The 25248-nt window shown below is 71.2% G+C and carries 24 protein-coding genes; 18 read left to right on the plus strand and 6 right to left on the minus strand.

Going from position 1 to position 25248, the window contains the following annotated elements:
• The first annotated feature begins 108 nt into the window (after positions 1 to 108).
• The 8 genes from ACIGEZ_RS26235 to ACIGEZ_RS26270 all read left to right on the plus strand — a co-directional run bounded on the left by ACIGEZ_RS26235 (position 109) and on the right by ACIGEZ_RS26270 (position 6924).
• Entirely contained in the window at positions 109 to 756 is a 648-nt protein-coding gene (locus tag ACIGEZ_RS26235; RefSeq protein ID WP_399835283.1) for an HAD family hydrolase, read from the plus strand.
• A 43-nt stretch (positions 757 to 799) separates the two neighbouring features.
• Complete coding sequence (locus ACIGEZ_RS26240) at positions 800 to 2002, plus strand: MFS transporter (RefSeq protein ID WP_399835285.1); 1203 nt, start codon at positions 800 to 802, stop codon at positions 2000 to 2002.
• Positions 1971 to 3149 carry an acetoin utilization protein AcuC gene (locus tag ACIGEZ_RS26245; RefSeq protein WP_399835288.1) on the plus strand — a complete coding sequence of 393 codons (1179 nt, stop codon included), beginning with the start codon at positions 1971 to 1973 and terminating at the stop codon, positions 3147 to 3149. The genes ACIGEZ_RS26240 and ACIGEZ_RS26245 overlap by 32 nt, the downstream gene beginning before the upstream one ends.
• A gap of 105 nt (positions 3150 to 3254) precedes the next feature.
• The gene (locus ACIGEZ_RS26250; RefSeq protein ID WP_399835291.1) at positions 3255 to 4070 is read left to right on the plus strand and encodes a phosphatase; all 816 of its coding nucleotides are present in this window, start codon (positions 3255 to 3257) and stop codon (positions 4068 to 4070) included.
• A 127-nt stretch (positions 4071 to 4197) separates the two neighbouring features.
• Positions 4198 to 4407: a helix-turn-helix domain-containing protein gene (locus tag ACIGEZ_RS26255; RefSeq protein WP_046910004.1), complete on the plus strand. Its 210-nt coding sequence runs from the start codon at positions 4198 to 4200 to the stop codon at positions 4405 to 4407.
• Positions 4408 to 4559: 152 nt separating this feature from the next.
• Positions 4560 to 4658, plus strand: coding sequence for a 30S ribosomal protein bS22 (locus ACIGEZ_RS26260; RefSeq protein ID WP_003948845.1), 99 nt, complete (start codon positions 4560 to 4562; stop codon positions 4656 to 4658).
• Positions 4659 to 4825: 167 nt separating this feature from the next.
• Entirely contained in the window at positions 4826 to 5878 is a 1053-nt protein-coding gene (locus tag ACIGEZ_RS26265) for an NAD-dependent epimerase/dehydratase family protein (protein ID WP_399835293.1), read from the plus strand.
• 14 nt (positions 5879 to 5892) lie between these two features.
• Positions 5893 to 6924, plus strand: coding sequence for a lysophospholipid acyltransferase family protein (locus ACIGEZ_RS26270; protein WP_399835296.1), 1032 nt, complete (start codon positions 5893 to 5895; stop codon positions 6922 to 6924).
• 87 nt (positions 6925 to 7011) lie between these two features.
• On the opposite strand, the gene ACIGEZ_RS26275 is transcribed toward ACIGEZ_RS26270, so the two are convergent.
• From ACIGEZ_RS26275 to ACIGEZ_RS26285, 3 genes are all read right to left on the minus strand, one after another.
• Positions 7012 to 8211 (minus strand): DUF5667 domain-containing protein, encoded by a 1200-nt coding sequence (locus tag ACIGEZ_RS26275; RefSeq protein ID WP_399835298.1) that lies wholly within the window; start codon positions 8209 to 8211, stop codon positions 7012 to 7014.
• Between the two features lie 313 nt (positions 8212 to 8524).
• A complete protein-coding gene (locus tag ACIGEZ_RS26280; RefSeq protein ID WP_399835301.1) occupies positions 8525 to 9325 on the minus strand; it encodes an ECF subfamily RNA polymerase sigma factor, BldN family in 801 nt (266 codons plus the stop codon).
• Positions 9326 to 9823: 498 nt separating this feature from the next.
• A complete protein-coding gene (locus ACIGEZ_RS26285; RefSeq protein ID WP_399835304.1) occupies positions 9824 to 10771 on the minus strand; it encodes an HAD family hydrolase in 948 nt (315 codons plus the stop codon).
• Between the two features lie 98 nt (positions 10772 to 10869).
• Here ACIGEZ_RS26285 and ACIGEZ_RS26290 point away from each other — a divergent pair, with 98 nt between their 5' ends.
• The 7 genes from ACIGEZ_RS26290 to ACIGEZ_RS26320 all read left to right on the plus strand — a co-directional run bounded on the left by ACIGEZ_RS26290 (position 10870) and on the right by ACIGEZ_RS26320 (position 17688).
• A complete protein-coding gene (locus tag ACIGEZ_RS26290) occupies positions 10870 to 11145 on the plus strand; it encodes a glutaredoxin family protein (RefSeq protein WP_399835307.1) in 276 nt (91 codons plus the stop codon).
• A gap of 272 nt (positions 11146 to 11417) precedes the next feature.
• The gene (locus ACIGEZ_RS26295; RefSeq protein WP_399835309.1) at positions 11418 to 12197 is read left to right on the plus strand and encodes a redox-sensing transcriptional repressor Rex; all 780 of its coding nucleotides are present in this window, start codon (positions 11418 to 11420) and stop codon (positions 12195 to 12197) included.
• Positions 12194 to 13549 carry a glutamyl-tRNA reductase gene (locus tag ACIGEZ_RS26300; RefSeq protein WP_399835311.1) on the plus strand — a complete coding sequence of 452 codons (1356 nt, stop codon included), beginning with the start codon at positions 12194 to 12196 and terminating at the stop codon, positions 13547 to 13549. Before ACIGEZ_RS26295 ends, ACIGEZ_RS26300 begins: the two co-directional genes overlap by 4 nt.
• Positions 13546 to 14532 (plus strand): hydroxymethylbilane synthase, encoded by a 987-nt coding sequence (gene hemC, locus ACIGEZ_RS26305; protein ID WP_399835314.1) that lies wholly within the window; start codon positions 13546 to 13548, stop codon positions 14530 to 14532. Before ACIGEZ_RS26300 ends, hemC begins: the two co-directional genes overlap by 4 nt.
• Positions 14529 to 16199, plus strand: a complete 1671-nt coding sequence (locus ACIGEZ_RS26310; protein ID WP_399835318.1) for a uroporphyrinogen-III synthase — start codon at positions 14529 to 14531, stop codon at positions 16197 to 16199. Before hemC ends, ACIGEZ_RS26310 begins: the two co-directional genes overlap by 4 nt.
• A 134-nt stretch (positions 16200 to 16333) precedes the next feature.
• Entirely contained in the window at positions 16334 to 17335 is a 1002-nt protein-coding gene (hemB, locus tag ACIGEZ_RS26315; protein WP_399835321.1) for a porphobilinogen synthase, read from the plus strand.
• A gap of 80 nt (positions 17336 to 17415) precedes the next feature.
• Positions 17416 to 17688: a DUF1876 domain-containing protein gene (locus tag ACIGEZ_RS26320; protein ID WP_399835850.1), complete on the plus strand. Its 273-nt coding sequence runs from the start codon at positions 17416 to 17418 to the stop codon at positions 17686 to 17688.
• Positions 17689 to 17722: 34 nt separating this feature from the next.
• On the opposite strand, the gene ACIGEZ_RS26325 is transcribed toward ACIGEZ_RS26320, so the two are convergent.
• Positions 17723 to 18424, minus strand: coding sequence for a DUF4232 domain-containing protein (locus ACIGEZ_RS26325; RefSeq protein ID WP_399835324.1), 702 nt, complete (start codon positions 18422 to 18424; stop codon positions 17723 to 17725).
• 276 nt (positions 18425 to 18700) lie between these two features.
• Here ACIGEZ_RS26325 and ACIGEZ_RS26330 point away from each other — a divergent pair, with 276 nt between their 5' ends.
• Complete coding sequence (locus ACIGEZ_RS26330; protein WP_399835326.1) at positions 18701 to 19912, plus strand: helix-turn-helix domain-containing protein; 1212 nt, start codon at positions 18701 to 18703, stop codon at positions 19910 to 19912.
• A gap of 25 nt (positions 19913 to 19937) precedes the next feature.
• On the opposite strand, the gene argS is transcribed toward ACIGEZ_RS26330, so the two are convergent.
• A complete protein-coding gene (argS, locus tag ACIGEZ_RS26335) occupies positions 19938 to 21707 on the minus strand; it encodes an arginine--tRNA ligase (RefSeq protein ID WP_399835329.1) in 1770 nt (589 codons plus the stop codon).
• A gap of 200 nt (positions 21708 to 21907) precedes the next feature.
• Between argS and lysS the strand changes: the two genes are divergently transcribed.
• Together lysS and ACIGEZ_RS26345 are read left to right on the plus strand one after the other, a co-directional pair.
• The gene (lysS, locus tag ACIGEZ_RS26340; RefSeq protein WP_399835332.1) at positions 21908 to 23629 is read left to right on the plus strand and encodes a lysine--tRNA ligase; all 1722 of its coding nucleotides are present in this window, start codon (positions 21908 to 21910) and stop codon (positions 23627 to 23629) included.
• Between the two features lie 133 nt (positions 23630 to 23762).
• A complete protein-coding gene (locus ACIGEZ_RS26345) occupies positions 23763 to 23969 on the plus strand; it encodes a hypothetical protein (protein WP_399835334.1) in 207 nt (68 codons plus the stop codon).
• Positions 23970 to 23981: 12 nt separating this feature from the next.
• Here the strand turns inward: ACIGEZ_RS26345 and ACIGEZ_RS26350 are convergent, their stop codons facing one another.
• Entirely contained in the window at positions 23982 to 25226 is a 1245-nt protein-coding gene (locus tag ACIGEZ_RS26350) for a DUF2637 domain-containing protein (RefSeq protein ID WP_399835336.1), read from the minus strand.
• Between the last annotated feature and the right edge of the window lie 22 nt (positions 25227 to 25248).

Below are 25248 nucleotides of genomic sequence, written 5' to 3' on the forward strand. Positions count from 1 at the left end.
GGTACTGCAGGGGGGACCCTGTGGGAGAGTAGGACGCCGCCGAACAATCATTGTGGGAAAGCCCCGCACCTTATGGTGCGGGGCTTTTCTGCGTTTAGGGTGATCTCCATGCGCTACGAACTGATCATCTTCGACAACGATGGCGTGCTCGTCGACAGTGAGCCGATCTCCAACACCATCCTGGCCGGCTACCTCACCGAACTCGGGCATCCCACCTCGTACGAGGACTCGATCCGCGACTACATGGGATCGGCCATGCACCGCATTCACGAGCTCGTTCTGGAGCGAACCGGAGAGCGGCTTCCGGAGGACTTCGACGAGACGTTTCACCGGCGTGTGTTCGCCGCGTTCCAGCGGGAGTTGGAGGCCGTTGCCGGGGTCGCCGACGTGCTCAAGCGCCTGGCCGACGACGGTGTGCCGTACTGCGTGGCGTCGTCCGGGAGCCATGAGCGGATCCGGGTGGGGCACCGGAAGACCGGGCTGGACGGGTGGTTCCGGGACGAGATCGTTTTCAGTGCCGAGGACGTCGGCCGGGGGAAGCCGGCGCCCGACCTCTTCCTCCATGCCGCCGCCCGCATGGGCGTGGCGCCCGAGCGGTGCGTGGTCGTCGAGGACAGCGGGCTCGGGGTGCAGGCCGCGGTGGCGGCGGGGATGGACGTGTACGGGTTCACGGCGATGACGCCGCGGGAGCGGCTGGCCGGGGCCACCGGGTACTTCGGGGCGATGGACGAGCTGGCGGCGACATTGGGGTGGTGATCCATCTACCGCTCGGTAGGTCCCGGGCCTACGCTGTGCCGCCATGACGGATGCGCGGTTGCGGCGTGGGCGGGGATCCCTGGCGGTCGGTTTCTTCGTGCAGGGGGTCACCTTCGCCCTGCTCGTGACCCGAATACCGGCGATCCAGGACCGGTACGGGATATCCGACGGGCTGCTGCCCCTCTTCCTTGCGGCCGTGCCCGTGCTCGCCGGCGTGTCCAGCGTCCTCACCGAGAAGGTCGTCGCCCGGATCGGTCCAGGGGCGGTGCTGCGCTGGGCCCAGCCCGTCGTGCTGCTCGCGCTCCTCGGGGTCGGGGCGGGGACGGCCCTGTGGGAGGTGGCCGTCGCGCTCGGGGTGTTCGGGCTCGCGGTCGGGGCGCTCGACGCGTCCATGAACATGCTGGGGGTGAGCCTCCAGCGGGCGTACGGGCGGAGCATCATGCTCGGCTTCCACGCCGCGTACAGCCTGGGCGGCATCGCCGGCGCCTCGCTGGCCTGGGTGGGGGCGCACTGGCATCTGTCGCTGTTCGTGTCCTATCTGCCGGTGGTGGCGGTGCTGCTGCCTGCCGCGTTCATCGGCAGCCGCTGGTATGTGGACGGTGAGCCGGGGCCCGTCGCACGGGAAGCAGGGGAGAAGGGGACCGGCGGCGTCGCGTTCCGGCTGCTGCTGCCGCTGTGTCTCGTCATGACCTTCGCGTACATAGGGGACTCCACCGTCTCCAACTGGTCGGCGAAGTACCTCCAGGACGTCCTCCACAGCTCGGAGGAGCTGGCGACGGTGCCGTACAACGCGTACATGGTGACGACGCTGCTCGGCCGGTCCATCGGCGACTTCGGGGTGCGGCGGTTGGGGGCGGCCCTGGTCGTGCGGTGCGGGGCGGTGCTCGCGGCGCTGGGTTTCGCGGTGGTGGCGGTGGCGCCGGGGGCCTGGGTGGGGATGGCCGGGTTCACGGTGCTCGGTCTCGGGCTGAGTGTGATCGTGCCGCAGACCTTCGCGGCGGCCGGGCGGCTGTTCCCCGGGTCCAGCGATGTGGCGGTGGCGCGGCTGAACGTCTTCAACTACGTGGGGTTCCTGATCGGCTCGCCGCTGGTGGGGGCGCTCGGGGACGCGTGGAGCTATCGGGGGGCCATGGTGGTGCCGATGGTGCTGGTGCTCGTGACGGTGGGGTACGCCACGTCGTTCGGTTCGAGTCCGGCCCGATACGGTGGCGGGCATGAGCGGCCGCGCACTGTTGATGTGGGATGAAGCTGTCACGGGGTACGACTTCGGGCCGGAGCACCCGATGGATCCGGTGCGGCTCGAGCTGACCATGGGGTTGGTGCGGGCGTACGGGCTGGACCGGGCCGTGGACGTGGTGGCGGCGCAGCCGGCCGGGGAGTCGACGCTGCGGCTCGTGCACCGCGAGGACTATGTGGCGGCGGTACGGGCGGCCTCGGCGGATCCGAAGGCCGCGGACCAGGCGTACGGGCTCGGGACGGTCGACGATCCGGCGTTCGCGGGGATGCACGAGGTGTCGGCGCTGATCGCCGGCCAGTCGGTGGGTGCGGCGGAGGCCGTGTGGCGCGGGGACGTGGCGCACGCGGTGAACTTCGCGGGCGGCCTGCACCACGCGATGCCGGGGGCCGCGTCCGGCTTCTGTATCTACAACGACGCGTCGCTGGCGATCGCCCGGCTGCTGGAGCTGGGTGCGGAGCGGGTCGCGTACGTGGATGTGGACGTGCATCACGGGGACGGTGTCCAGGCGGCGTTCTGGGAGGATCCGCGGGTTCTGACGGTCTCGCTGCACGAACATCCGCGGACGCTGTTCCCGCAGACGGGCTGGCCGGAGGAGACGGGCGCGGCCGGTGCCGGCGAGGGCGGGGCGGTGAACGTGGCGCTGCCGGCCGGGACCGGGGACGCGGGGTGGCTGCGGGCCTTCCACGCGGTGGTGCCGGAGCTGCTGGCCGATTTCCGGCCGCAGGTGCTGGTGACGCAGCACGGCGCGGACACGCATTTCGAGGATCCGCTGGCGCATCTGGCGGTGTCGCTGGACGCGCAGCGGGCGGTGCAGGAGGCGTGTCACGAGCTGGCGCACGCGTATGTCGAGGGCGGCCGCTGGGTGGCTCTTGGCGGTGGCGGGTACGCGGTGGTGGACGTCGTACCGCGGTCGTGGACGCATCTGGTGGGGATCGCGGCGCACGCTCCGGTGGATCCGGAGTCGGTGATCCCGTCATCGTGGCGGGATCAGGTGTACGCGCGGACGCGGCAGTTGGGGCCGGCGCGGATGACGGACGGGCTGTGGCCGGTGGACTGGCGGGAGTGGGCGGGGGGTTACGACCCTGCGGACCGGCTCGACCAGGCGATTCTGGCGACGCGCAGGGCGGTGTTCCCGCTGCGCGGGCTGCTGGCCTGAGCTTCGTACGGGCCTGTCGTGGCGTCGGCAGGACCGTTACGCCAACTGTGCGGTGTACGGCTGGTTCTGACCCTGCCTCGGGGGTGTTCGGGCAGCATCGGGTGGGTGTTGAGTACCGGGGCGCTGCGGGCGCATCTGTTGGCGGCGGGGTTGGCGGGGACCGTGGCGACCCCGCGGGAGCGGAGTCTGCGGAGCTACCGGCTCTTCGCGGCGGGCGATCCGCGGGTGACGCTCGGAATGGACCCGGAGTGGGCGTGGGGAGAGGCCGAGCTGCTGCGGCTGATGGCCGAGCGGTGCGGGGTGTCGGGTGATCCGGCGCACCGTTCGGGGCCCGACGAGATCGATCCGGAGCGGACCCTGGGTGGGCTGGCGGCGTTCGCGGAGCGGCTCGGGGAGGCGGCGGGTCGGCGTGCTCCGGTGCTGCTGGGGACGGGCCATCCGCACCGTCTGCTCGGTTTCTACGCCGCGCTCGCAGACGCTTTGTCGGCGGCGGGATGTCTTGTTCTCACCCCGGCGCAGGGGAGATGTGTCGACATAACGACCCGGTTCGGCGTACGTACGTACCTCGTGGACTACGTACGGGGTGTCGCGCTGGTGCGAGAACCGGACCTGTCGGGTGCGGGGCGTGAGACCGGGGCGCACACGCATTCACCGCTGCCGGTTAGGGCCGCGCTCGAAAGCGCGGTCGAGGGCGGCGGGCCGCTGCCGGAGCTGGTGGTCGGGGATCACGGCTGGGTCTGCGGGGCAGGTCAGCTGGGTATCGAGGCCATCGGCCTGGCGGATACGGATGATCCCGCGCTGTTCGTCGGGGAGGCGGAAGGGCAGGTGTCCGTGGCCGTTCCGCTTGATGACGCGGTGCGGTCGGACTACTACCGTCCACTCACTCGCTATGTACTCAATCGAGCGTGTCTGTCACGGTAAACGGCCGATGGCAGCTCCTCTTCCCCACTCGTACCACCCGCCCCTAGTCTGGGCGTGAGCGCTCAGCGACGAAGAGTCACCGGAGGGGAAGCCGGTGTGCGTCGTGTGCGGAAGGTACAGGTGGGTCATGGCTGCTGGCGACAGGCCTCTCAACGAGGTGAAGTTTCTGACCGTGGCGGAGGTCGCCTCGGTGATGCGCGTCTCGAAGATGACCGTGTACCGCTTGGTGCACAGCGGTCATCTGCCGGCGATCCGGGTGGGGAGGTCCTTCCGGGTGCCGGAACAGGCGGTTCACGAATACCTCAGGGAGTCCTTCGTGGGGGTGGCGACCGCGTAGCGAGCGCGCGGCCGGAAGCCCGGATCCACCCTCGGATTACTTGCGCGTCGCTCGGGGCGGTAGGCTAGCCCCTCGTAGGTCGTGTGGGCCCAGACGCCCCGCACCGATCCCCGCTGGCGCGGGGATGTTCCGAGTAGTGAGCGAGGGTAGTCGTGGGCTCTGTTATCAAGAAGCGGCGTAAGCGGATGGCGAAGAAGAAGCACCGCAAGCTGCTCAAGCGCACCCGCGTTCAGCGTCGCAACAAGAAGTAAGCGACGCTGTAACGACGGCGTACTGCGTCGGCGTGGCCCTTCACCGTTTTCCGGTGGGGGGCCACGCTTTTTATTGCGCCGAAATGTGGAGGCGCTACGGTGGCGGTCAGCGGAACACCGATGGAAGACCGACGGAAGACCGATTTGACCGACGGAAGGCGCTGATCTTGGGCAAGGTCGTGCTCGTCACCGGGGCGGCCCGGCACCTCGGCGCTCGTTTCGTACGGCGCCTGCAGCGTGACCAGGAGGTCGAGCGGGTGATCGCCGTGGACGCGATCGACTCCCCGCACCCGCTCGGCGGCGCCGCGTTCGTCCGCGCGGACATCCGGCAGCCCGCCATCGCGAAGGTCCTGGCCCAGCACGACGTGGACACGGTCGTCCACATGGACGTCACCGGGACGGCGCTCGGCTCCGGCGGCCGTACGTCGGTCAAGGAGACCAACGTCATCGGCACCATGCAACTGCTCGGCGCCTGCCAGAAGTCGCCGCGGATCAAGCGGCTCGTGGTGAAGTCCAGCACCAGCGTGTACGGCTCCGCGCCCCGCGACCCGGCCGTCTTCACCGAGACCACCCCCGCGAAGTCCCTGCCGAGCGGCGGCTTCGCCAAGGACGCGGTCGAGGTCGAGGGGTACGTACGGGGCTTCGCCCGGCGCCGGCCGGACGTGGCGGTGTGCGTGCTGCGGTTCGCGAACATCCTCGGCCCGCGGGTGGACTCGCCGCTCGCCGAGTACCTGGCGCTGCCGGTGCTGCCGACCGTCTTCGGCTACGACCCGCGGCTGCAGTTCGTCCACGAGGACGACGTCATGGACGTCCTGGAGCTCGCGGCGCGCGAGCCGCGCCGGGCCACCCTCAACAGCGGCACGTTCAACGTGGCGGGCGACGGGGTGCTGCTGCTCTCCCAGTGCGCGCGGCGGCTCGGGCGGCCGACGGTGCCGGTGCTGCTGCCGGCGGTGACCTGGGTGGGGCAGGCGCTGCGTACGGTCGGGGTGACCGACTTCTCGCCGGAGCAGATCCGGCTGCTGACCCACGGACGGGTGGTGTCCACCGTCCAGATGCGCGAGACCCTCGGCTTCGCGCCCCGGTTCACGACCGCGGAGGCCTTCGCGGACTTCGCGAACAGCCGGGGCCCCGGGCTGCTGCCGCCGGAGCTGCTCGCCGGGGCGGTGGACCGGCTCGCCGGGCGGCTCGCGCCCTCACCGACCGCACAGCCCGCTGAATAGGAGCCCAGATCGCGATGGCGGACGCCAAGGTCATTCCGTTCGACGACGACCGGTCCCGGGCCCGCCGCAGGCCCGCCACCCACGGCCGTGAGGCCGCCGTACGGGCGCTGCCGGCGCAGCAGCACACCGTGGACGAGCCGGCGGCCATCGAGGAGCCGTCGGCCGCACCCGTGGCTCCGGCCCCGGCTCCCGCGCCGGCCGCTTCGGGCGGCTGGGAGCGGCGGCTCGCGGGCGGGCTCGCGTTCCTGCGGCGGCGGGTGACGGGCGACTACGAGGTCGACGAGTTCGGCTACGACAAGGAGCTCACCGACCAGGTCCTGATGTCGCTGCTCCGCCCGGTGTACGAGAAGTACTTCCGGGTGGAGGTGAAGGGTGTCGAGAACATCCCCAAGGAGGGCGGGGCCCTGGTGGTGGCCAACCACTCGGGGACGTTGCCGCTGGACGGCCTGATGATGCAGGTCGCCGTCCACGACCACCATCCGGCCGGCCGTCATCTGCGGCTGCTCGCCGCCGACCTGGTCTTCATGCTGCCGGTGGTCAACGAGCTGGCCCGCAAGGCGGGGCACACGCTGGCCTGCGCGGAGGACGCGGAGCGGCTGCTGCGGGCCGGGGAGATCGTCGGTGTGATGCCGGAGGGCTTCAAGGGCATCGGGAAGCCGTTCGCCGAGCGGTACAAGCTGCAGCGCTTCGGGCGGGGCGGTTTCGTGTCGACGGCGCTGCGGGCCGGGGTGCCGATCGTGCCGTGCTCGATCGTGGGGGCGGAGGAGATCTACCCGATGCTCGGCAACGCCAAGACGCTGGCACGGGTGCTCGGTCTGCCGTACTTCCCGCTGACCCCGACCTTCCCGTGGCTGGGGCCGCTGGGGGCGATGCCGCTGCCGACGAAGTGGACGATCCAGTTCGGGGAGCCGATCCCGACGGATGGCTACGCGCAGGAGGCGGCGGAGGACCCGATGCTGATGTTCAACCTGACGGACCAGGTGCGCGAGCAGATCCAGCACACGCTGTACAAGCTGCTGGTGCAGCGGCGGTCGGTGTTCTTCTGAGCTTGGTTCTTCCGAGTACGGCGGTCTTCCGAGTACGGGAAGGGGGCCACCCAGTGCGGCCGGGTGGCCCCCTTCCCGTACCGCGGGCTACCTGACGTCCTCGCTGTCGATGCCCAGGCCCGGCAGCAGGCCCGGCAGGATCGGCGGGATGGTCACGTCCGGGGCCGGCGGGAGGGAGTCCTCGCCGGACGGGGACGTGCTCTGGCCCGGCTGTGGCGGGTTGAGCAGGCCGCCCGTGTTGCCGCCGAGGAGGCCGCCGTCCTGTGGTGCGCCCGTGCCCGTGCTGGAGCCGGACGGGTGGGGCTGGGTGGCGTCGCCGGTCGCGGACGGGGCGGCGGGCGAGCTGTGCGTGCGCTGCGGGCCGGCCGGGGTGTGTCGCGGCGTGCTCGGGCCGCCGGAACCGATGGTGCCGCGCTCGGGGGTGCGGGGAAGTACCGACTGGAGCGGCTCGACCTCTTCGTCTATGGCGTCGAAGACGTCGTTCACGTCGTCGCCCACGTCGGTGAGCTGGACGGGGAGCCGGTCGCGCAGGCCGTCCCAGGTGGCCCGGTGGGCCTGGGCGAAGGAGTTGAGCCGGGCCATGGGGCCGATCTCGCCGTCCCGCTCATAGGCCTGGCGGAGCAGGCGGTGGCCTTCGGCGGCGTCGTGCTTCATGCCGTCGAGGACGCGCCGGATCTCGCCGAGCGACTCGTGGTCGAGGTCGCCGGCCCGGCCGCGCTCCATCAGCCTGCGGGCCTCGCTCAGCCGGGTGGAGGCCTGGTCGAGGTAGATCCCGCCCCGGTCGGCGTCGTCGTCCGCCATCCCGAGCTTGAGGTCCTCCATGCCGCGCTTCAGCCCGTAGAGGGAGTCACCCGGCAGGGCGTCGGAGCTGGCGGCGGCCACTCCGCTGAAGGCTCCCGCGGCGACACCGACCGTGAGGCCGCCTGCCGCGAGGCCCTTGGTCCAGCGGGACCGGGGTCGCAACTTCCGGAGCGGGGAGGCCCGGTGGGCCCCCTTGCCGCCTGCCGTCCGCTGCTCCGGCACCGTGGGTCCCGCGCCCGCGCTCCCCTCGGCGAGCATCGTCTCCATGGCGGCGACGAGCTGAGCCCGCTGCACCACTTTGACCTCGGGGTCCATCTTCGGCTTCGGCAGTTCGCCGAGCCCGTTCGCCAGGGCCAACAGCCGCCCTTGCTCGGCCGGTTCGGCCGACACCTCGGGCTGCTCGGCCGCCGCGCCCTCGGACGCCCGATCCTCCAGGGCCTGGGCGAAGGCGTTCGCCCGCCGGTGCGCCGATACGTTCGCGATCACTGGCGGCACCTCCTCTCGTCATGACGGTCGACTCCCCGGGGGGTTCGGAAGGTTGCACACCTTGAGCGCATCCACACGAAAGAGTGAGTGGAAGTGGACATGGCGTGACCACAGGGAGCCTGCATTTCGCACAACGAGCGGCGCGGCACTTGGGTTACGCGCGAAAGATGATCGGACCAGTGCGTCATCGAGGCGTCACCGACTGTGAGTTGGTCTCGGGTAGTGGGGACGTGGGGGGAGGGGTGGAGCGGGGCGCGGCGGAGCGGGGCGGGTGAGGCCGGTGGTGGGGGCGCTTGTGGGGGGCGCGGAGCGCTCAGCGGGCGTCGTCCGGGAGGAGGCGGGCCAAGGTGCGGACGGCCCGGTACTGGAGGGTCTTGATCGCCCCCTCGTTCTTGCCCATGACCCGGGCGGTCTCGGCGACCGACAGGCCTTGGAGGAAGCGCAGGGTCACGCACTCCTGCTGCTGGGGGTTGAGGCGGCGGACCGCGTCGAGGAGTGCGGCGTTGGAGAGGGACTCGAGGACGGAGTCCTCCGGGCTGCGCTCGACCTCGTTGGCGTCGAGCATCTCGCCGGTGGTCACTTCGAGGCGGAAGCGGCTCGACTTGAAGTGGTCGGCGACGAGGTTGCGCGCGATGGTGACCAGCCAGGCGCCGAAGTCGCGGCCCTGCCAGGTGAAGGTGGAGATCCGGCGCAGGGCGCGCAGGAACGTCTCACTGGTGAGGTCCTCCGCCGTCGCCTTCCCGCCGACGCGGTAGTAGATATAGCGGTAGACGGTGTCGCTGTACTGGTCGTACAGACGGCCGAACGCTTCGGCCTCGCCGGCCTGGGCGCGTTCGACCAGGTCCATCATGCGGGCGCTGTCGCTGTCGGCGGTGGGCCTGCGGGCGGCGGTCGAGGTGCCGGCGCCTCCCCGGGTGCCGCGTCTGCCGACGGCGGCACCGCTCTCGGCAAGGGCGTAGCAGGGACCGGCGGGTGCCGGTCCGGCGAAGGCGGGTCCGCCAAAGGCGGGTACGAGGCCGGCGTACGCGGTGGGGACGAAGCCGCGCAAGTGGTCGAGGACCGTTGCGCGCAGCGTAGCCAGGCCCGAGGCGTCAACCCCGACGTGTGGGTACACGGGACTCCCAGAGGCAGAGCTTCCATCACGTGCAGTGCGGGACCGTTCACTCGTGGTGGCGAAGTGTGGGTCCGTTGTGCGTCTGAGGAGAATAACGCTTCGTACAGGCAGCGCTACACCCAGTTGCTCAAATCATCGATTCCGTCGCTTCTGTTACTGCTTGCAGGCGGATCGAGTCGCACTTCGTGACCGGTTGTTGATCGGATTGCTTCCGAGTGTGACCGGGGGTGTGTTGGGTTGTGCCCGAGTGCGGGACGGGGGAGTGATCGTGGCCGCTGCCGGGTAGGGAGGGGGGAATGCCCGGTGGTCGATGTGTGCGGAGGTGTTCGACCACGTACGGGTGAGGGGCGTTGGTCTCGGGTTGTCGCAGATGATCGCGGCCGAAACGTATCGGCATGATCAACCGACGGCGTCCGGCGCGCCGGACGGCAGTCGGGGGAGAGCCGTCGGAGGCCGGGCCGGGAGCGGGCCGGAGGTCGGGCGGCGGCCCGGCGGAGATCAGCGGCGACGGCGGTGCAGGGCGAGTGCGGCGGCCGTGCCGCCCGCGAGCGCGCCGACGCCGGCCGCGGCCGGGATGCCGACCTTGGCCGCCTTGCGGCCGGTCCGGTAGTCGCGCAACCGCCAGTCGCGCTCCTTGGCGTGCTTGCGCAGCTTGGTGTCCGGGTTGACCGCGTAGGGGTGGCCGACGAGCGAGAGCATCGGGATGTCGTTGTGGGAGTCGCTGTACGCGGCGCAGCGCGCGAGGTCCAGGCCCTCGGCAGCGGCGAGGGCGCGTACGGCCTCGGCCTTGGCCGGTCCGTGCAGGGGCTCGCCGACGAGCCGGCCGGTGTAGACGCCGTCGACCGACTCGGCGACCGTGCCGAGCGCGCCGGTGAGGCCGAGGCGGCGGGCGATGATCGTGGCGGTCTCGACGGGGGCGGCGGTGACCAGCCAGACCTTCTGGCCGGCGTCCAGGTGCGCCTGGGCGAGGGCGCGGGTGCCGGGCCAGATGCGGTCGGCCATGTACTCGTCGTAGATCTCCTCGCCGATCGACATCAGTTCGGAGACGCGGTGGCCCTTGACGATGGACAGGGCGCTGTCGCGGGCGTCCTGCATGTGCTCGGGGTCCTCGACGCCGGCGAGCCGGAACCAGGTCTGCTGCCAGGCGAAGCGGGCGAGTTCGCGGCGCTGGAAGAACTTCCGTTTGTACAGGCCGCGGCCGAAGTGGAAGATCGCGGCGCCCTGCATCACGGTGTTGTCGAGGTCGAAGAAGGCTGCGGCCCGCGCGTCGCCGGCGACCGGGAACTCGGGTTCCGCGGGCTCGGCTTCGGTGGCGGCGGCCTCCTCGCGCTCCTGTTCCAGCTGGAGCGAGGACTTGCGCGCCGCCTCGGCGGCGGCCTCGCCTGCCAGGACGCTGCGCGCGGTGGCGGAGCGCCTACGGGGGGTGAGCCATCCCAGAGCGGCCATGCCGTTGAGCATAGCCAGTCTGTTCGGTACTTCCCGACTTGTGAGGATGCCGTGGTGTGAACAGTGAGCGGCGCACCTGTTACCGAGGGCCGCGCAGAATGGACGTCATGTTCGGACGTACGAAGAAGAAGGCCGGTCCGCGGACGGTGACGCTGATCGGCAAGCCGGGGTGCCATCTGTGCGACGACGCGAGGGCGGTCGTCGAGGCCGTCTGTGCGGAGACAGGAGCACTCTGGGAGGAGAAGGACATCACCGAGGACGAGGAGCTCCGTCGCGCGTACTGGGAGCAGATCCCCGTGGTTCTGGTCGACGGCGAGCAGCACACCTTCTGGCGTGTGGACGCCGGGCGGCTCCGGCGTGAACTGGGTGCGTGACCGAAAGCCGGTTACCATCATGGACGTTTTGTTGGGTTTCGGGGGCGGCGTCGTAAGGAGAGTGTGCGGTTTTGCCCCCTTCGGGATCTCAACGCGCCGACGCTCCTGGCGGTTCCGCACGGTCGCGAACCGGCCGCGTGACCCCGGTCACTTTGGCCGGACAAAACGGACACCATCTTTGTGCACGCGTTCACAAAGACATAGCCTGCATTCGACGGGGCGGTCCTGGGACAAATGGCCGCCTGCAGCCCCGCTCATCCCGCAGGAGCACCGTGGCAACTGGCCGAACTCACCGACCGGCGACCCGTAGCCGAGGAATTCCCGAGGCCACCGTCGCCCGGCTTCCGCTGTATCTGCGTGCCCTCACGGCGCTGTCGGAGCGCTCCGTACCCACGGTCTCCTCCGAGGAGCTCGCGGCCGCCGCGGGGGTCAACTCCGCGAAGCTGCGCAAGGACTTCAGCTATCTCGGCTCGTACGGGACGCGCGGCGTCGGCTACGACGTCGAGTACCTCGTCTACCAGATCTCCCGCGAGCTCGGCCTGACCCAGGACTGGCCCGTCGTCATCGTCGGTATCGGTAACCTCGGCGCCGCGCTCGCCGGCTACGGCGGCTTCGCCTCCCGAGGCTTCCGCGTCGCCGCGCTGATCGACGCCGACCCCGCCATGACCGGAAAGCCGGTCGCCGGGATCCCCGTCCAGCACAGCGACGACCTCGAGAAGATCATCGCCGAGGACGGCGTCTCCATCGGCGTCATCGCCACCCCGGCCGGCGTCGCCCAGCAGGTCTGCGACCGGCTCGTGGCCGCCGGGGTCACCTCCATCCTGAACTTCGCCCCGACCGTGCTCTCCGTGCCCGACGGCGTGGACGTGCGCAAGGTCGACCTCTCCATCGAGCTGCAGATCCTCGCCTTCCACGAGCAGCGCAAGGCCGGCGAGGAGTCGGGCGCCGAGCCGGGCGTCGACACCGCCGTCGTACCGCCCGCCGCCCGTGGCGCGGCGGACGCCGGCCGCAAGGGACCTGACGGGGACATGCCCGCCGTGATGCCCGCATGAGCCTCCTCGTCGTCGGTCTCAGCCACCGCAGCGCCCCCGTCAGCGTCCTGGAGCGGGCCTCCCTCTCCGGGGACGCCCGGGCCAAGCTGCTGCACGACACCCTCGCCGCCGAACCGGCCGCCGAGGGCGCCGTCCTGGCCACCTGCAACCGCATCGAGCTCTACGCCGACGTGGACAAGTTCCACGCCGGTGTCGCCGAGCTGTCCACGCTGCTCGCCCAGCACAGCGGCGTCGGCCTCGAAGAGCTCACCCCCTATCTCTATGTGCACTACGAGGACCGGGCCGTCCACCACCTCTTCTCGGTGGCCTGCGGCCTGGACTCCATGGTCGTCGGCGAGGGCCAGATCCTCGGCCAGATCAAGGACGCCCTCGCGGTCGGCCAGGAGCTGCACACCGCCGGACGCCTCCTGAACGACCTGTTCCAGCAGGCGCTGCGGGTCGGCAAGCGTGCCCACAGCGAGACCGGCATCGACCGGGCCGGGCAGTCGCTCGTCACCTTCGGCCTCGAGCAGCTGGCCGACGGCGCGGACGTCGACAGCTGGGCCAAGGGCAAGCGCGCCCTGGTCATCGGAGCCGGCTCGATGTCCTCGCTGGCCGCCGCCACCCTCGCGCGGGCCGGCGTCGGCGAGATCGTCATCGCCAACCGCACGGCCGCCCGCGCCGACCGGCTCGTCGAGATCCTGCGCGAGCCCGGTGGAACGGGTGTGGCCGCACGCGCGGTGGAGATGGTTGCCGTCGGCGACGAACTGACACGTGCCGACATCGTCGTCTCCTGCACCGGAGCCACCGGACTCGTCCTCACCGGCGAGGCCGTCGAAACCGCGATGCAGGGCCGCGGCGAGCCGCTCTTCCTGCTCGACCTCGCCATGCCCCGCGACATCGACGCCGCCGCCCACCGCATGCCCGGCGTCCGGCTCGTCGACATCGAGTCGCTGGCCGAGGCCTCCGCCGACGCGCCCATGGCCGCCGACGTCGACCAGGTGCGCACCATCGTCTCCGACGAGGTCGCCGCCTTCGGCGCAGCTCAGCGCGCCGCGCACATCACGCCGACCGTGGTCGCCCTGCGCGCCATGGCCGCCGACGTGGTGGCCGGCGAGGTCGCCCGCCTGGAAGGCCGCCTCCCCGGTCTCGACGACAAGCAGCGCGCCGAGATCACCCAGACCGTGCGCCGCGTGGTCGACAAGCTCCTGCACGCGCCCACCGTGCGCGTCAAGCAGCTCGCCAGCGAGCCCGGCGGCGCCGGGTACGCCGACGCGCTGCGGACACTCTTCGACCTCGACCCGGGGACGGTTGCCTCTGTCAGCCGGGCCGACCTGAACGACGGTGACGTCAAGAACCGAGGGCGAGTATGACCGAGAGGGCACTGAGGCTCGGGACCAGGCGCAGCAGGCTCGCCATGGCCCAGTCCGGACATGTGGCCGACGCCGTCAGGCAGTTGACCGGCCGGCCCGTGGAGCTCGTGGAGATCACGACGTACGGGGACACCTCGCGCGAGCACCTGGCGCAGATCGGCGGCACCGGTGTGTTCGTCGCCGCGCTGCGCGACGCGCTGCTCGCCGGCGAGGTGGACTTCGCCGTGCACTCCCTCAAGGACCTGCCGACCGCCCAGCACCCCGACCTCGTGCTGGCGGCGATCCCCGAGCGCGAGGACCCGCGCGACGTCCTCGTCGCGCAGGCCGGCGTCACGCTGGACCGGCTGCCCGCCGGCGCCCGCGTCGGCACCGGCTCGCCGCGCCGTATGGCCCAGCTCAACGCGTACGCGCGCAGCCACGGCCTGACCATCGAGACCGTACCGATCCGGGGCAACATCGACACCCGGGTCGGTTATGTACGCAAGGGAGAGCTCGACGCGGTGGTACTCGCCGCGGCCGGACTCAACCGCATCGGCGGAACCGAGGAGCTCACCGGCTCCCTGTCGCTCGACCACCTGTCGGTCGACGCGGTCCTGCCCGCCCCCGGTCAGGGGGCCCTGGCCATCGAGTGCGCCGCTTCCAGCGCCGACCTCGTCGCCACGCTCGCCGAGCTCGACGACCCGTACACCCGGGCCGCCGTGACCGCCGAGCGATCCCTGCTCGCCGCCCTGGAGGCCGGCTGCTCCGCACCTGTGGGTGCGCTGGCCGACCTGCTGGCCGACGACCCCGGTCACGGGCAGGTTGTCACCGAAATGCGCCTGCGCGGCGTCGTCGGCACCACCGACGGCTCGACGCTGGTGCAGCTGTCCACCACCGGTCCCGTACCCACCTCCTACGACGAGGCGGTGGCACTCGGACGCGAACTCGCGCACGAGATGCTCGCCAAGGGTGCGGCCGGTCTTATGGGGGAGCGAGCACTTTGAGCCCCACCAGCCCGACCACCAGCCCCGCGTCCGCCGCCTTCTACGGCCACGGTCACGTCACGTTCCTCGGCGCCGGACCAGGCGACCCCGGACTGCTGACGCTCCGGGCCGTCGAAGCCCTGGCCGGCGCGGACGTCCTGATCGCCGAGCCGGAGGTGCTCGAAGTCGTTCGCGGCCATGCGCGCGCGGGCGTGAGCACGCCTGAGCTGACGGTTGTCGACGAAGCGTCAACAACCGTCGGTGTCCCCGTGTTGAGGGATGCGACCAATCTTGTCATGGAGGCCGCACGCGGCGGCAAGCGGGTCGTCCGAGCGGTGACCGGCGACCCCGGCCTCGACGGGAACGCGGGCGCAGAAATGCTCGCCTGCGCCGCCGAGGGCATCGCCTTCGAGGTCGTGCCCGGTGTCGCCACCGCCGTCGGCGTGCCCGCGTACGCCGGTGTGCCGCTGCGCGACGCTCAGGGCACCGACGTGCGCTTCGTCGACGCCCGCACCGCCGACGACCGGTGCTGGGCCGAGGTCGGCGCGTCCGACGGGACCGTCGTCGTCTCCACCTCGCTCGACGCCGTGGCGGCCGCCGCCGGTGAGCTAGTGGCGGCCGGCCGTAAGCCGGACACCCCGCTCACCGTCACCATCGCGGGCACCACCACCCGGCAGCGGACCTGGAGCGCGACGCTCGGCACCATCGCCCAGGTCTTCAAGCAGGGCAAGGTGCTCCCCTCGCCCGAGGGACACCGGCCGGCGATAGCCGTGGTCGGCGAGCGCAGCGCCCCGGCGCAGCGGGACCAGCTGTCGTGGTTCGAGTCCAAGCCGCTGTTCGGCTGGCGGGTGCTCGTGCCGCGTACCAAGGAGCAGGCCGCGTCGCTCTCCGACCAGCTGCGTTCGTACGGCGCGGTGCCGCACGAGGTGCCGACCATCGCCGTCGAGCCGCCGCGCACCCCGCAGCAGATGGAGCGGGCGGTCAAGGGCCTGGTCACCGGGCGCTACGAGTGGATCGCCTTCACCTCGGTCAACGCGGTGAAGGCGGTGCGGGAGAAGTTCGAGGAGTACGGGCTCGACGCCCGCGCCTTCGCCGGGATCAAGGTCGCGGCCGTCGGCGAGCAGACCGCCGCCGCGCTCGTCGACTTCGGCGTGAAGCCGGACCTGGTGCCGAGCGGTGAGCAGTCCGCGGCGGGTCTCCTCGAGGACTGGCCGCCGTACGACCCGGTCTTCGACCCGATCGACCGCGTCTTCCTGCCGCGCGCCGACATCGCGACCGAGACGCTGGTCGCCGGGCTCATCGAGCTCGGGTGGGAGGTCGACGACGTCACCGCCTACCGGACCGTACGGGCCTCGCCGCCGCCGGCGGACACGCGTGAGGCGATCAAGGGCGGCGGCTTCGACGCGGTGCTCTTCACGTCGTCGTCCACGGTGCGGAACCTGGTGGGCATCGCCGGGAAGCCGCACAACGTGACGGTCATCGCGTGCATCGGCCCCGCCACGGCCAAGACGGCCGAGGAGCACGGGCTGCGGGTGGACGTCCTCTCGCCCGAGCCGTCGGTGCACAAGCTGGCGGAGGCGCTGGCGGAGTTCGGCCTGCGGCGACGGGAGGCGGCGCTGGAGGCGGGCGATCCGGTGACGCGGCCCAGCGAGCGGCGGCCCGGCGCCAGGCGCCGGCGCACGACGTAGTCGGTGTCTTTGGGGTGCGGGTCCTCTTCGGGGCCCGCACCCTTTGCGTGGGGGGTCGGCACGACGCGGCAACGCACGACGCGGCAACAAGGTGTCGGTAAATGCACCGATTCCGCGGGCGTAGCCTCGGAGGCATGAACTCGTATGGATCCTTTCCCGGGGCGCGGCCGCGGCGGCTGCGGACTACGCCTGCCATGCGGCGGATGGTGGCCGAGACGCGGTTGCATCCGGCCGATCTGATCCTGCCCGCGTTCGTGCGGGAGGGCGTGACGCAGCCGGTGCCGATCACCGCGATGCCCGGGGTCGTGCAGCACTCGCGGGACACGCTGCGCAAGGCGGCCGTCGAGGCGGTGGAGGCCGGCGTCTCCGGGATCATGCTGTTCGGCGTGCCGGAGGACGCGAAGAAGGACGCGGCCGGTACGGCGGGCACGGACCCCGACGGGATCCTGCAGGTGGCCATCCGGGACGTGAAGGCCGAGGTCGGGGACGACCTGGTGATCATGTCGGACCTGTGCCTCGACGAGTACACGGACCACGGGCACTGCGGTGTCCTGGACGCGGCCGGGCGGGTCGACAACGACGCGACCCTGGAGCGGTACGCCGAGATGGCCCAGGTGCAGGCCGACGCGGGCGTCCACGTCGTCGGCCCGTCCGGGATGATGGACGGCCAGGTCGGGGTGATCCGCGACGCCCTGGACACCATCGGCAAGGAGGACGTGTCGATCCTCGCCTACACGGTGAAGTACTCCTCCGCCTTCTACGGGCCCTTCCGCGAGGCCGTGGGCTCCTCCCTGACCGGTGACCGCAAGACGTACCAGCAGGACCCCGCCAACGTGCGCGAGTCCCTGCGGGAGCTGGCGCTCGACCTCGAAGAGGGCGCCGACATGGTGATGGTCAAGCCGGCCGGCCCGTACCTCGACGTCCTCGCCAAGGTCGCCGAGTCGGTCGACGTGCCCGTCGCCGCGTACCAGATCAGCGGCGAGTACGCGATGGTCGAGGCCGCGGCGGAGAAGGGCTGGATCGACCGGGACAAGGCGATCTTCGAGGCGCTCACCGGCATCCGCCGGGCCGGCGCGCAGATGATCCTCACCTACTGGGCGACGGAGGTCGCGCAGAAGCTGGGCCGCGCGCTCTGACGCGAGCGCTGGTGAGCACCGGCCGACCGGCGCACCCTGGAGAGGTACCAACAGGTACCTCTCTGGAGGTGATCCTCATGATGAACACGCTCGTCGGATGGCACATCGAGATGGAGTTCAAGGAGGAGGGCGACCGGACGAGGGCGGCGGCGATGGTGCGGCTCGGTGACGGCACCGAATACCGCGCCCACGGCAATGCCAACCGGCACCCCTCCGACCCGGAGCAGCTGCGGGTCGGCGAGGAGATCGCCGGCGCCCGCGCGCTCATGGACCTCGCCTCGCAGCTGCTGCAGAAGGCCCACACCGAGATCGACGAGGCCTCGGGGCGTACCTCGCATCCCATCCACCGGTGATCCGGGTCCCGGAGCCGGCTCCGGGAGGCCGGCCTCAGTACGTCAGCGCGTCTTCCAGGTCGCGCTGCCAGTACGACACGGCGGCGCCGTCGTCGGCGAACGTGCCGCTCGGCGCCGCCACCGTCGTGCTGCTCTCCCGCGTCAGGTAGACGCGGATCTTCTTGACGGTGTGGCCGTTGGTGTCCGGGCCCGGCTCGCCAGTGAGGACGACGGACGCGTAGGCCGACTCGCCCGGGAGCAGGGTCACCACGGCCTGCGGCTTGCTGTCCTCGATGATCCGGATGGGGGCCTGGGGGTCGTCGAAGCCGACGAAGGGCGCGCCCAGCGCGTTGCAGGGACGGCCGCTGGTGTTGGTGACGGTGAGCGCCAGGTGGTTGACGGGGCGGCTCACCTTGCTCACCACGACCTTGGTGTCGGCGGCCGTGCAGGTGCGGCTGACGGGGCCGCCGTCGGAGGCGTCGGAGGTGTCGGAGGGACGCTGGGCGGGCTTGGCGGGCTTGGCCGGCGGCTTCGCGGGGGTCTTGGCGGGCGTCTTGGCGGCGGTGGGCTGGGCGCCGGGGCCGTCGGACGGCTTCGCGTCGCTGCTCGGCTCCGTCGTGGGAGCGGTGGACGTCCGTCCGGCCGCGGGGCTCGGCTTGGCGGGAGACGGATCGTCGTCCGCCTGGCAGGCGGTGAGGGCGAGCGAGGCCGCCAGGGCGGCGACGGGCAGGGCGAGGCGGCGGGCGGTGGTGCGCATGGTGGTTTCCCCCGTGAGAGTCGGCGTTTCAGCGTTTTCAGTAGCGGCTGAGGAGATGGATCACGACCGCCGTGCAGACGATCAGCACCGCGACGGCCAGGGCGTCGATGACGCGGCTGTTCGGCATGGACACCACCCTGCGGGGCGGCGTGACCCGGCGGCAATCAGCACGGGACAATGGGGGACGGTGGAACGCTCTCACCCGCTGTGAGCTGGGGAAACGACCCTCCCCTGGAACGTGTTCCTGGGATGCGGATCGAGTGACGGGGGACTCTCATGGATGCGGCGGACGGCTTCGCGGAGCTGATGCGCGAGCTGAAGGAACGATCCGGACTCAGTTACGGAGCCCTGGCGAAGCGGCTGCACGTCAGCACCTCGACGCTCCATCGCTACTGCAACGGGGACGCCGTACCGACCGGGTTCGCGCCCGTGGAACGGCTCGGGCGGCTCTGCGGGGCGTCGCGGGACGAGCTTGTCGAGCTGCACCGCTGCTGGATCGTGGCGGACGAGGCCAGGCGGAGGGGGAAGGGGGAGCCGGCGGAGGCTGTGGGCGAGGCGGCGACGCCCGCCGGTGCGGCGGCGCCCGAGGCTGTAGCGCCCGAGGCCGTAGCGCCCGAGGGGGTGGCTCCTGAAGGGGCGGCGCCCGAGGGGGCGGATCTTGAAGGGGCGGCTCCTGAGCGTCAGCCTGTGCCCGACGCCGCGCCGCTCGTCACCGCCCAGGCCCCGCCTGCCCGCCGTTCCCGCAAGCCGCTGCTCGTGCTCCTCGCCGCCACCGCCGCTGTCGTCGGTCTCGCCCTGCCCACGGCGTACGTGCTCCAGCACAAGGACGACACCCCGGCAGCGGCCGAAGACGGGGCCGCCGAGTCCGGACCGCCCGCCCCGCTGAGCGTCGGCATCAGCTCGTACAACTGGGCGGAGCCCTGCGGGCAGTACTACGTGCTCGACCAGCAGCCCGGTCACGTGCCGCCGCCGCCCCCGCCGCAGGACACCCGGGGCTGGGCCCGAGCACTCGGCGGGACCGACGGCGGACACATGCAGCTCCAGCTCACCGTGACCGGCCGCACGCAGGCGCCCGTGGTCCTCAGCAAGCTCAACGTGCGGGTGGTGGAGCGCGGCGAGCCCCTGGACGGGGCGGTGTACTCGATGGCCGACGGCTGCGGCAGCGGGATCACCCCGCAGACCTTCGACCTCGACCTCGACGCGCCGCGGCCGTTCCTCAAGCCGGTCGCCGGTCATGACGCCGACCGCGTGGTGCCGGCGAAGGACTTCCCGTACCAGGTCGCCACGGGCGACGCCCAGGTGCTCAACCTGGACGTGCACACGGAGAAGCACGTCTCCGCCTGGTACCTGGAGCTGGAGTGGAGCAGCGGCGCCCAGCGCGGGACCGTGCGCGTGGACGACGGCGGGGAGCCGTTCCGTACCAGCGCGATCGAGGGCCGGCCGACCTACGGCTGGTGGCCCGAGAAGGGCACGTGGGTCAAGCAGTGACCCACCTGCCCCTCCCGGGGTGACGTCAGAGGCGCTCGGGCGTCCTGATGCCCAGCAGGGCCATGCCCTGGTGGAGCGTCCGGGCGGTCAGGTCGCAGAGGAAGAGGCGGTTCTCCACCTGCTCCGGGGTGTCCGCCTTCAGGACCGGGCACTCCGAGTAGAACGTCGTGTAGAGCGACGCCACCTGGTAGAGATACGCCGCCAGCTTGTGCGGGGCGTAGTCCGCGGCGGTCTCGTGGATCAGCTCGCCGAACGAGTCCAGGTGCAGGCCGAGGGCGCGCTCCGAGGCGGCGAGCGCCAGCTCCGGGTGGGCCGCCGGCTTGGCGTCGCCCGCCTTGCGCAGGATCGACTGGATACGGGCGTACGCGTACTGCAGGTACACCGACGTGTCGCCGTTGAGCGAGACCATCTGGTCCAGGTCGAACTTGTAGTCACGCGCCGCCGACGTCGACAGGTCCGCGTACTTCACGGCGCCGATGCCCACCTGGGTGCCGCGCTCGGCGATCTCCTCCTCGGAGAGGTCCTGGGCCTTCTCGCGGACCACGGCGGAGGCGCGGTCGATCGCCTCGTCCAGCAGGTCCACCAGCCGCACCGTCTCGCCCTCACGGGTCTTGAAGGGCTTGCCGTCCTTGCCGAGGACCGTGCCGAAGGCCAGCTGGAGCGCCTTCACCTCGTCGTTCAGCCAGCCCGCCCGGCGGGCCGTCTCGAAGACCATCTTGAAGTGCAGCGACTGGCGGGCGTCGACCACGTACACCAGCGTCGACGCCTTCAGGTTCTGCACCCGGTCGCGGATCGCCGACAGGTCGGTCGCCGCGTAGCCGAAGCCGCCGTCGGACTTCTGGACGATCAGCGGGGTCGGGTTGCCGTCCGGGCCCTTGACGTCGTCGAAGAACACGCACAGCGCGCCCTCGGAGCGGACCGCCACGCCCGACTCCTCCAGGATCCGGCAGGTCTCCACGAGCATGTCGTTGTAGCCGGACTCGCCGACGACGTCGGGGTCACGGATGTCCATGTCGAGCTTGTCGAAGACCGAGTAGAAGTAGATCTTCGACTCGTCGACGAACCGCTGCCACATGGCCAGCGTCTCCTCGTCGCCCGCCTGCAGGTCGACGACCCGCGCGCGGGCCCGCGTCTTGAACTCCTCGTCGGAGTCGAAGAGCGCGCGGGACGCCTTGTACAGCCGGTTCAGGTTGGACATGGCCTCCTCGCCGGAGACCTCCGCGTCCGCGCCCTCGGCCTTGTGGTCCAGCTCGTGCGGGTGCTCGGTCAGGTACTGGATGAGCATGCCGAACTGGGTGCCCCAGTCGCCGATGTGGTGGCGCCGGACCACCGTCTCGCCCGTGAACTCCAGGATCTCGACCATCGCGGCGCCGATCACGGCGGAACGCAGGTGGCCGACGTGCATCTCCTTGGCCACGTTCGGCTGCGCGTAGTCGACCACCGTCGTGCCGGCCGACGGGTTGAACGGCACGCCGAGCCGGGCGTCGGCGGCACGGGCCGCCAGGGTCTTCACGATCGCCTCGTCGGTGACCGTGATGTTGAGGAAGCCGGGGCCCGAGACCTCGATCTCCTGGAAGACGTCGCCGGCCTCGATGGCCTCGACGACCTTCGTCGCCAGCTCGCGCGGGTTGCCCTTGAGCTGCTTGGCCAGCGCCAGGATGCCGTTGGCCTGGAAGTCGGCCCGGTCGCTTCGTCGCAGCAGCGGGTCGGCGGACCCGGCCTCCGGCAGGGCTGCCGAGAGGCCTTCCGCGAGGCGCTGCTGCACGGTCGAAGCGAGGGAAGGGACCGAGGCCATGAGCTTCCGTTCCTGAGTCGTGGTGTTCCGGGCCCGGAGGGGCTCCGGAAGGGCTATTTCACTTGTGTAAGTGTCCCATGGGTGGGCAACGTGTTTTCTCCGCCTGTGGACAACCTCGGAGCGCGTCCTTCCGTCTGGGAGAATGGCTGACGTAAGCCAGTAAGGCTCCGAGGGAACCAAGGAAGAAGGACGAACCGACCGTGGCTCAGAGCAGCACCGAGACCGACTGGGTCTCCCGTTTCGCGGACGAGGTCATCGCCGAGTCGGAGCGACGTGCGCCTGGCAAACCGGTCGTCGTCGCCTCCGGCCTCTCCCCGTCCGGCCCGATCCACCTGGGCAACCTGCGCGAGGTCATGACCCCGCACCTGGTCGCCGACGAGGTCCGCCGCCGTGGGTACGAGGTCCGGCACCTCATCTCCTGGGACGACTACGACCGGTACCGCAAGGTGCCGAACGGCGTCGCGGGCATCGACGAGTCCTGGGCCGAGCACATCGGCAAGCCGCTGACCTCGGTCCCGGCCCCGGCCGGCTCCCCGCACCCGAACTGGGCCGCGCACTTCAAGGCCGCCATGGTCGAGGCGCTGGCCGAGCTCGGCGTCGAGTACGACCCGATCAGCCAGACCGAGCAGTACACCTCGGGCGTCTACCGCGAGCAGATCCTGCACGCGATGAGGCACCGCGGCGACATCGACGCCATCCTCGACCAGTACCGGACGAAGAAGGCGCCGAAGAAGCAGTCGCAGAAGCCGGTCGACGAGGCCGAGCTGGAGGCCGAGGAGGGCTCCGGCGCGGCGAGCGAGGACGACGGCTCCGGCTCCGGCGCCGGCTACTTCCCGTACAAGCCCTACTGCGGGCGGTGCGAGAAGGACCTGACCACCGTCACCTCGTACGACGACGAGACCACCGAGCTGGCCTACACATGCTCCTCCTGCGGCTTCGCCGAGACCGTCAAGCTGAGCGAGTTCAACCGCGGCAAGCTGGTCTGGAAGGTCGACTGGCCGATGCGCTGGGCCTACGAGGGCGTCATCTTCGAGCCCTCCGGCGTCGACCACTCCTCGCCCGGCTCGTCCTTCCAGGTCGGCGGCCAGATCGTCACCATCTTCGACGGCGTGCAGCCCATCGGCCCCATGTACGCCTTCGTGGGCATCAGCGGCATGGCCAAGATGTCCTCCTCGCGCGGCGGCGTCCCCACGCCCTCCGACGCGCTGAAGATCATGGAGCCGCAGATCCTGCGCTGGCTGTACGCGCGCCGGAAGCCCAACCAGTCCTTCAAGATCGCCTTCGACCAGGAGATCCAGCGGCTCTACGACGAGTGGGACAAGCTGGAGGCCAAGGTCGCCGACGGCTCGGTGCTCCCCGCCGACGCCGCCGCGTACACGCGCGCCGCCCGCACCGCAGCCGGCGAGCTGCCGCGCACGGCGCGCCCGCTGCCGTACCGCACGCTCGCCTCGGTCATGGACATCACCGCCGGCCACGACGAGCAGACCCTGCGCATCCTCACCGAGCTCGACCCGGAGAACCCGGTCACCTCCCTCGACGAGGTCCGGCCGCGCCTGGACCGTGCCGAGAACTGGATCACCACCCAGGTCCCGGCCGACCAGCGCACCATCGTCCGCGACGAGCCCGACACCGAGCTCCTCGGCACCCTCGACGACCAGGGCCGCGAATCGCTGCGCCTGCTCCTGGAGGGCCTGGACAGCCACTGGTCCCTCGACGGCCTGACCACCCTGGTCTACGGCGTCCCGAAGGTCATGGCCGGCCTCACCCCCGAGGCCAAGCCGACCCCGGAGCTGAAGCTGGCCCAGCGGTCGTTCTTCGCGCTGCTCTACAAGCTGCTGGTCAGCCGCGAGACGGGCCCCCGCCTGCCCACGCTGCTGCTCGCGGTGGGCGCCGACCGGGTGCGCAAGCTGCTCGGCGCGTAAGCGTCACGGTGTGCGGAAGGCCGTCGCCCGCGGTGCGGGCGACGGCCTTCCGCTTTCTCTGCATCCTTCGACGGAGGGCGGATTCCGTCGTGGGCACGACGAAACCCGGGCCGGGGGACGAGACCGTGGAGGCATGAAGAACGAAGCCATCGCAGTCATCGGTTGGATCACACTCGTCCAGGGCGGACTCGGCGCCGGCGGACGTCTCTTCGGAGACGGCCCCTGGGGCCTGCTCCAGAAATGGTGGGACATCCCGACCGCCGGCTACCTCGCCCTCCTCGCCGTCGGCATCGTCCTCGCCGCGTGGGGCGAGACCGCGAAGCAGAGGGCCAAGGCGTGACCGGAGGGCCGGCTACGGGATGTGGTTCTCCGCCAGCTCCTGCTGGATCCGCTCCCGCAGCATGGGGGCCAGCTGCCGCAGCAGCGTGGTGCTGCGCGGGTGCTGCACTCCGTACATGTCCGCGAGCAGTATGTCGAGCTGCTCGTTGCTCGGGAACTGCTGGTGCTCGTCGACGAACGCCAGCATCGCCTTGTAGGCGACCTCGGTGAACTCGTCGACCGTCTGCTCCGGCTCCACGTACTCCGGGTACTCGACGAACTGCTCGGGACCCGGGGGCTGAACGTCCTCCGGGCCCTGCGGGATCGGCACCGGCGTCGGCTCGAGACCCTCGACGATCTGCGGGTTGTACGAGCCCTGGTAGACCTCGGGCGAGACGTGCTGGGCCGCGAACCACTGGCTCTCGTGCGACTCCGGAGCGGAGCCCTGAGGCTGCTGACCGGGCTCCAGCGCCTGGGCCGGCACCTGAGCCGACTGGACCGGCTGAACCTGCGGTTGTACCTGCGCCTGCGCCTGCGCCTGCCCCTGCGCCAGCTCCGGCGTGGCCGTGGCCGTGACCGGGGCCGGCGGCAGCAGCATCGGCTCCACGCCGGCCGCCGCGAGGCCCGCCGCGGCCGTCTCCGCCAGCGGCACACCGTACTTCGCGAGCCGCAGCGGCATCAGCGCCTCCACCGGCGCCTTGCGCCGCCACGCACGGCCGAAACGCGCCTGCAGCCGGGCCTGGTAGATCAGCCGGTCCTGCTCCAGCTTGATCACCTGCTCGTACGAGCGCAGCTCCCACAGCTTCATCCGGCGCCACAGCCGGAAGGTCGGGATCGGCGACAGCAGCCACCGGGTGAGCCGCACGCCCTCCATGTGCTTGTCGGCCGTGATGTCCGCGATCCGGCCCACCGCGTGCCGCGCCGCCTCCACCGCCACCACGAACAGCACCGGGATCACCGCGTGCATGCCCACACCCAGCGGGTCGGGCCACGCCGCCGCGCCGTTGAACGCGATCGTCGCCGCCGTCAGCAGCCATGCCGTCTGGCGCAGCAGCGGGAACGGGATGCGGATCCACGTCAGCAGCAGGTCGAGGGCGAGCAGCACACAGATGCCCGCGTCGATGCCGATCGGGAAGAAGTACGAGAAGTTCCCGAACCCCTTGTCGATGGCGAGCTCGCGCACGGCGGCGTACGAGCCGGCGAAACCGATCCCGGCGATGATCACCGCACCGGCCACGACCAGGCCGATGAGTATTCGGTGCGTCCGTGTCAGCTGCATCGCGGCCACCCGCGATCCCCTC

The sequence above is a fragment of the Streptomyces sp. NPDC085481 genome, assembly GCF_044541845.1.
Classification (GTDB): Bacteria; Actinomycetota; Actinomycetes; order Streptomycetales; family Streptomycetaceae; genus Streptomyces.

What these genes read in the sequence shown, in the direction of transcription:
- ACIGEZ_RS26285 (WP_399835304.1), bottom strand. Translation starts at nt 10,771, where the DNA reads ATGGCCGCTCTGGGATGGCTCACCCCCCGTAGGCGCTCCGCCACCGCG.
- hemB (WP_399835321.1), top strand. Translation starts at nt 16,334, where the DNA reads ATGAACTCGTATGGATCCTTTCCCGGGGCGCGGCCGCGGCGGCTGCGG.
- hemC (WP_399835314.1), top strand. Translation starts at nt 13,546, where the DNA reads ATGACCGAGAGGGCACTGAGGCTCGGGACCAGGCGCAGCAGGCTCGCC.
- ACIGEZ_RS26255 (WP_046910004.1), top strand. Translation starts at nt 4,198, where the DNA reads ATGGCTGCTGGCGACAGGCCTCTCAACGAGGTGAAGTTTCTGACCGTG.
- ACIGEZ_RS26245 (WP_399835288.1), top strand. Translation starts at nt 1,971, where the DNA reads ATGAGCGGCCGCGCACTGTTGATGTGGGATGAAGCTGTCACGGGGTAC.
- ACIGEZ_RS26235 (WP_399835283.1), top strand. Translation starts at nt 109, where the DNA reads ATGCGCTACGAACTGATCATCTTCGACAACGATGGCGTGCTCGTCGAC.
- ACIGEZ_RS26290 (WP_399835307.1), top strand. Translation starts at nt 10,870, where the DNA reads ATGGACGTCATGTTCGGACGTACGAAGAAGAAGGCCGGTCCGCGGACG.
- ACIGEZ_RS26345 (WP_399835334.1), top strand. Translation starts at nt 23,763, where the DNA reads ATGAAGAACGAAGCCATCGCAGTCATCGGTTGGATCACACTCGTCCAG.
- ACIGEZ_RS26300 (WP_399835311.1), top strand. Translation starts at nt 12,194, where the DNA reads ATGAGCCTCCTCGTCGTCGGTCTCAGCCACCGCAGCGCCCCCGTCAGC.
- ACIGEZ_RS26325 (WP_399835324.1), bottom strand. Translation starts at nt 18,424, where the DNA reads ATGCGCACCACCGCCCGCCGCCTCGCCCTGCCCGTCGCCGCCCTGGCG.
- ACIGEZ_RS26320 (WP_399835850.1), top strand. Translation starts at nt 17,416, where the DNA reads ATGAACACGCTCGTCGGATGGCACATCGAGATGGAGTTCAAGGAGGAG.
- ACIGEZ_RS26350 (WP_399835336.1), bottom strand. Translation starts at nt 25,226, where the DNA reads ATGCAGCTGACACGGACGCACCGAATACTCATCGGCCTGGTCGTGGCC.
- argS (WP_399835329.1), bottom strand. Translation starts at nt 21,707, where the DNA reads ATGGCCTCGGTCCCTTCCCTCGCTTCGACCGTGCAGCAGCGCCTCGCG.
- ACIGEZ_RS26240 (WP_399835285.1), top strand. Translation starts at nt 800, where the DNA reads ATGACGGATGCGCGGTTGCGGCGTGGGCGGGGATCCCTGGCGGTCGGT.
- ACIGEZ_RS26330 (WP_399835326.1), top strand. Translation starts at nt 18,701, where the DNA reads ATGGATGCGGCGGACGGCTTCGCGGAGCTGATGCGCGAGCTGAAGGAA.
- ACIGEZ_RS26270 (WP_399835296.1), top strand. Translation starts at nt 5,893, where the DNA reads ATGGCGGACGCCAAGGTCATTCCGTTCGACGACGACCGGTCCCGGGCC.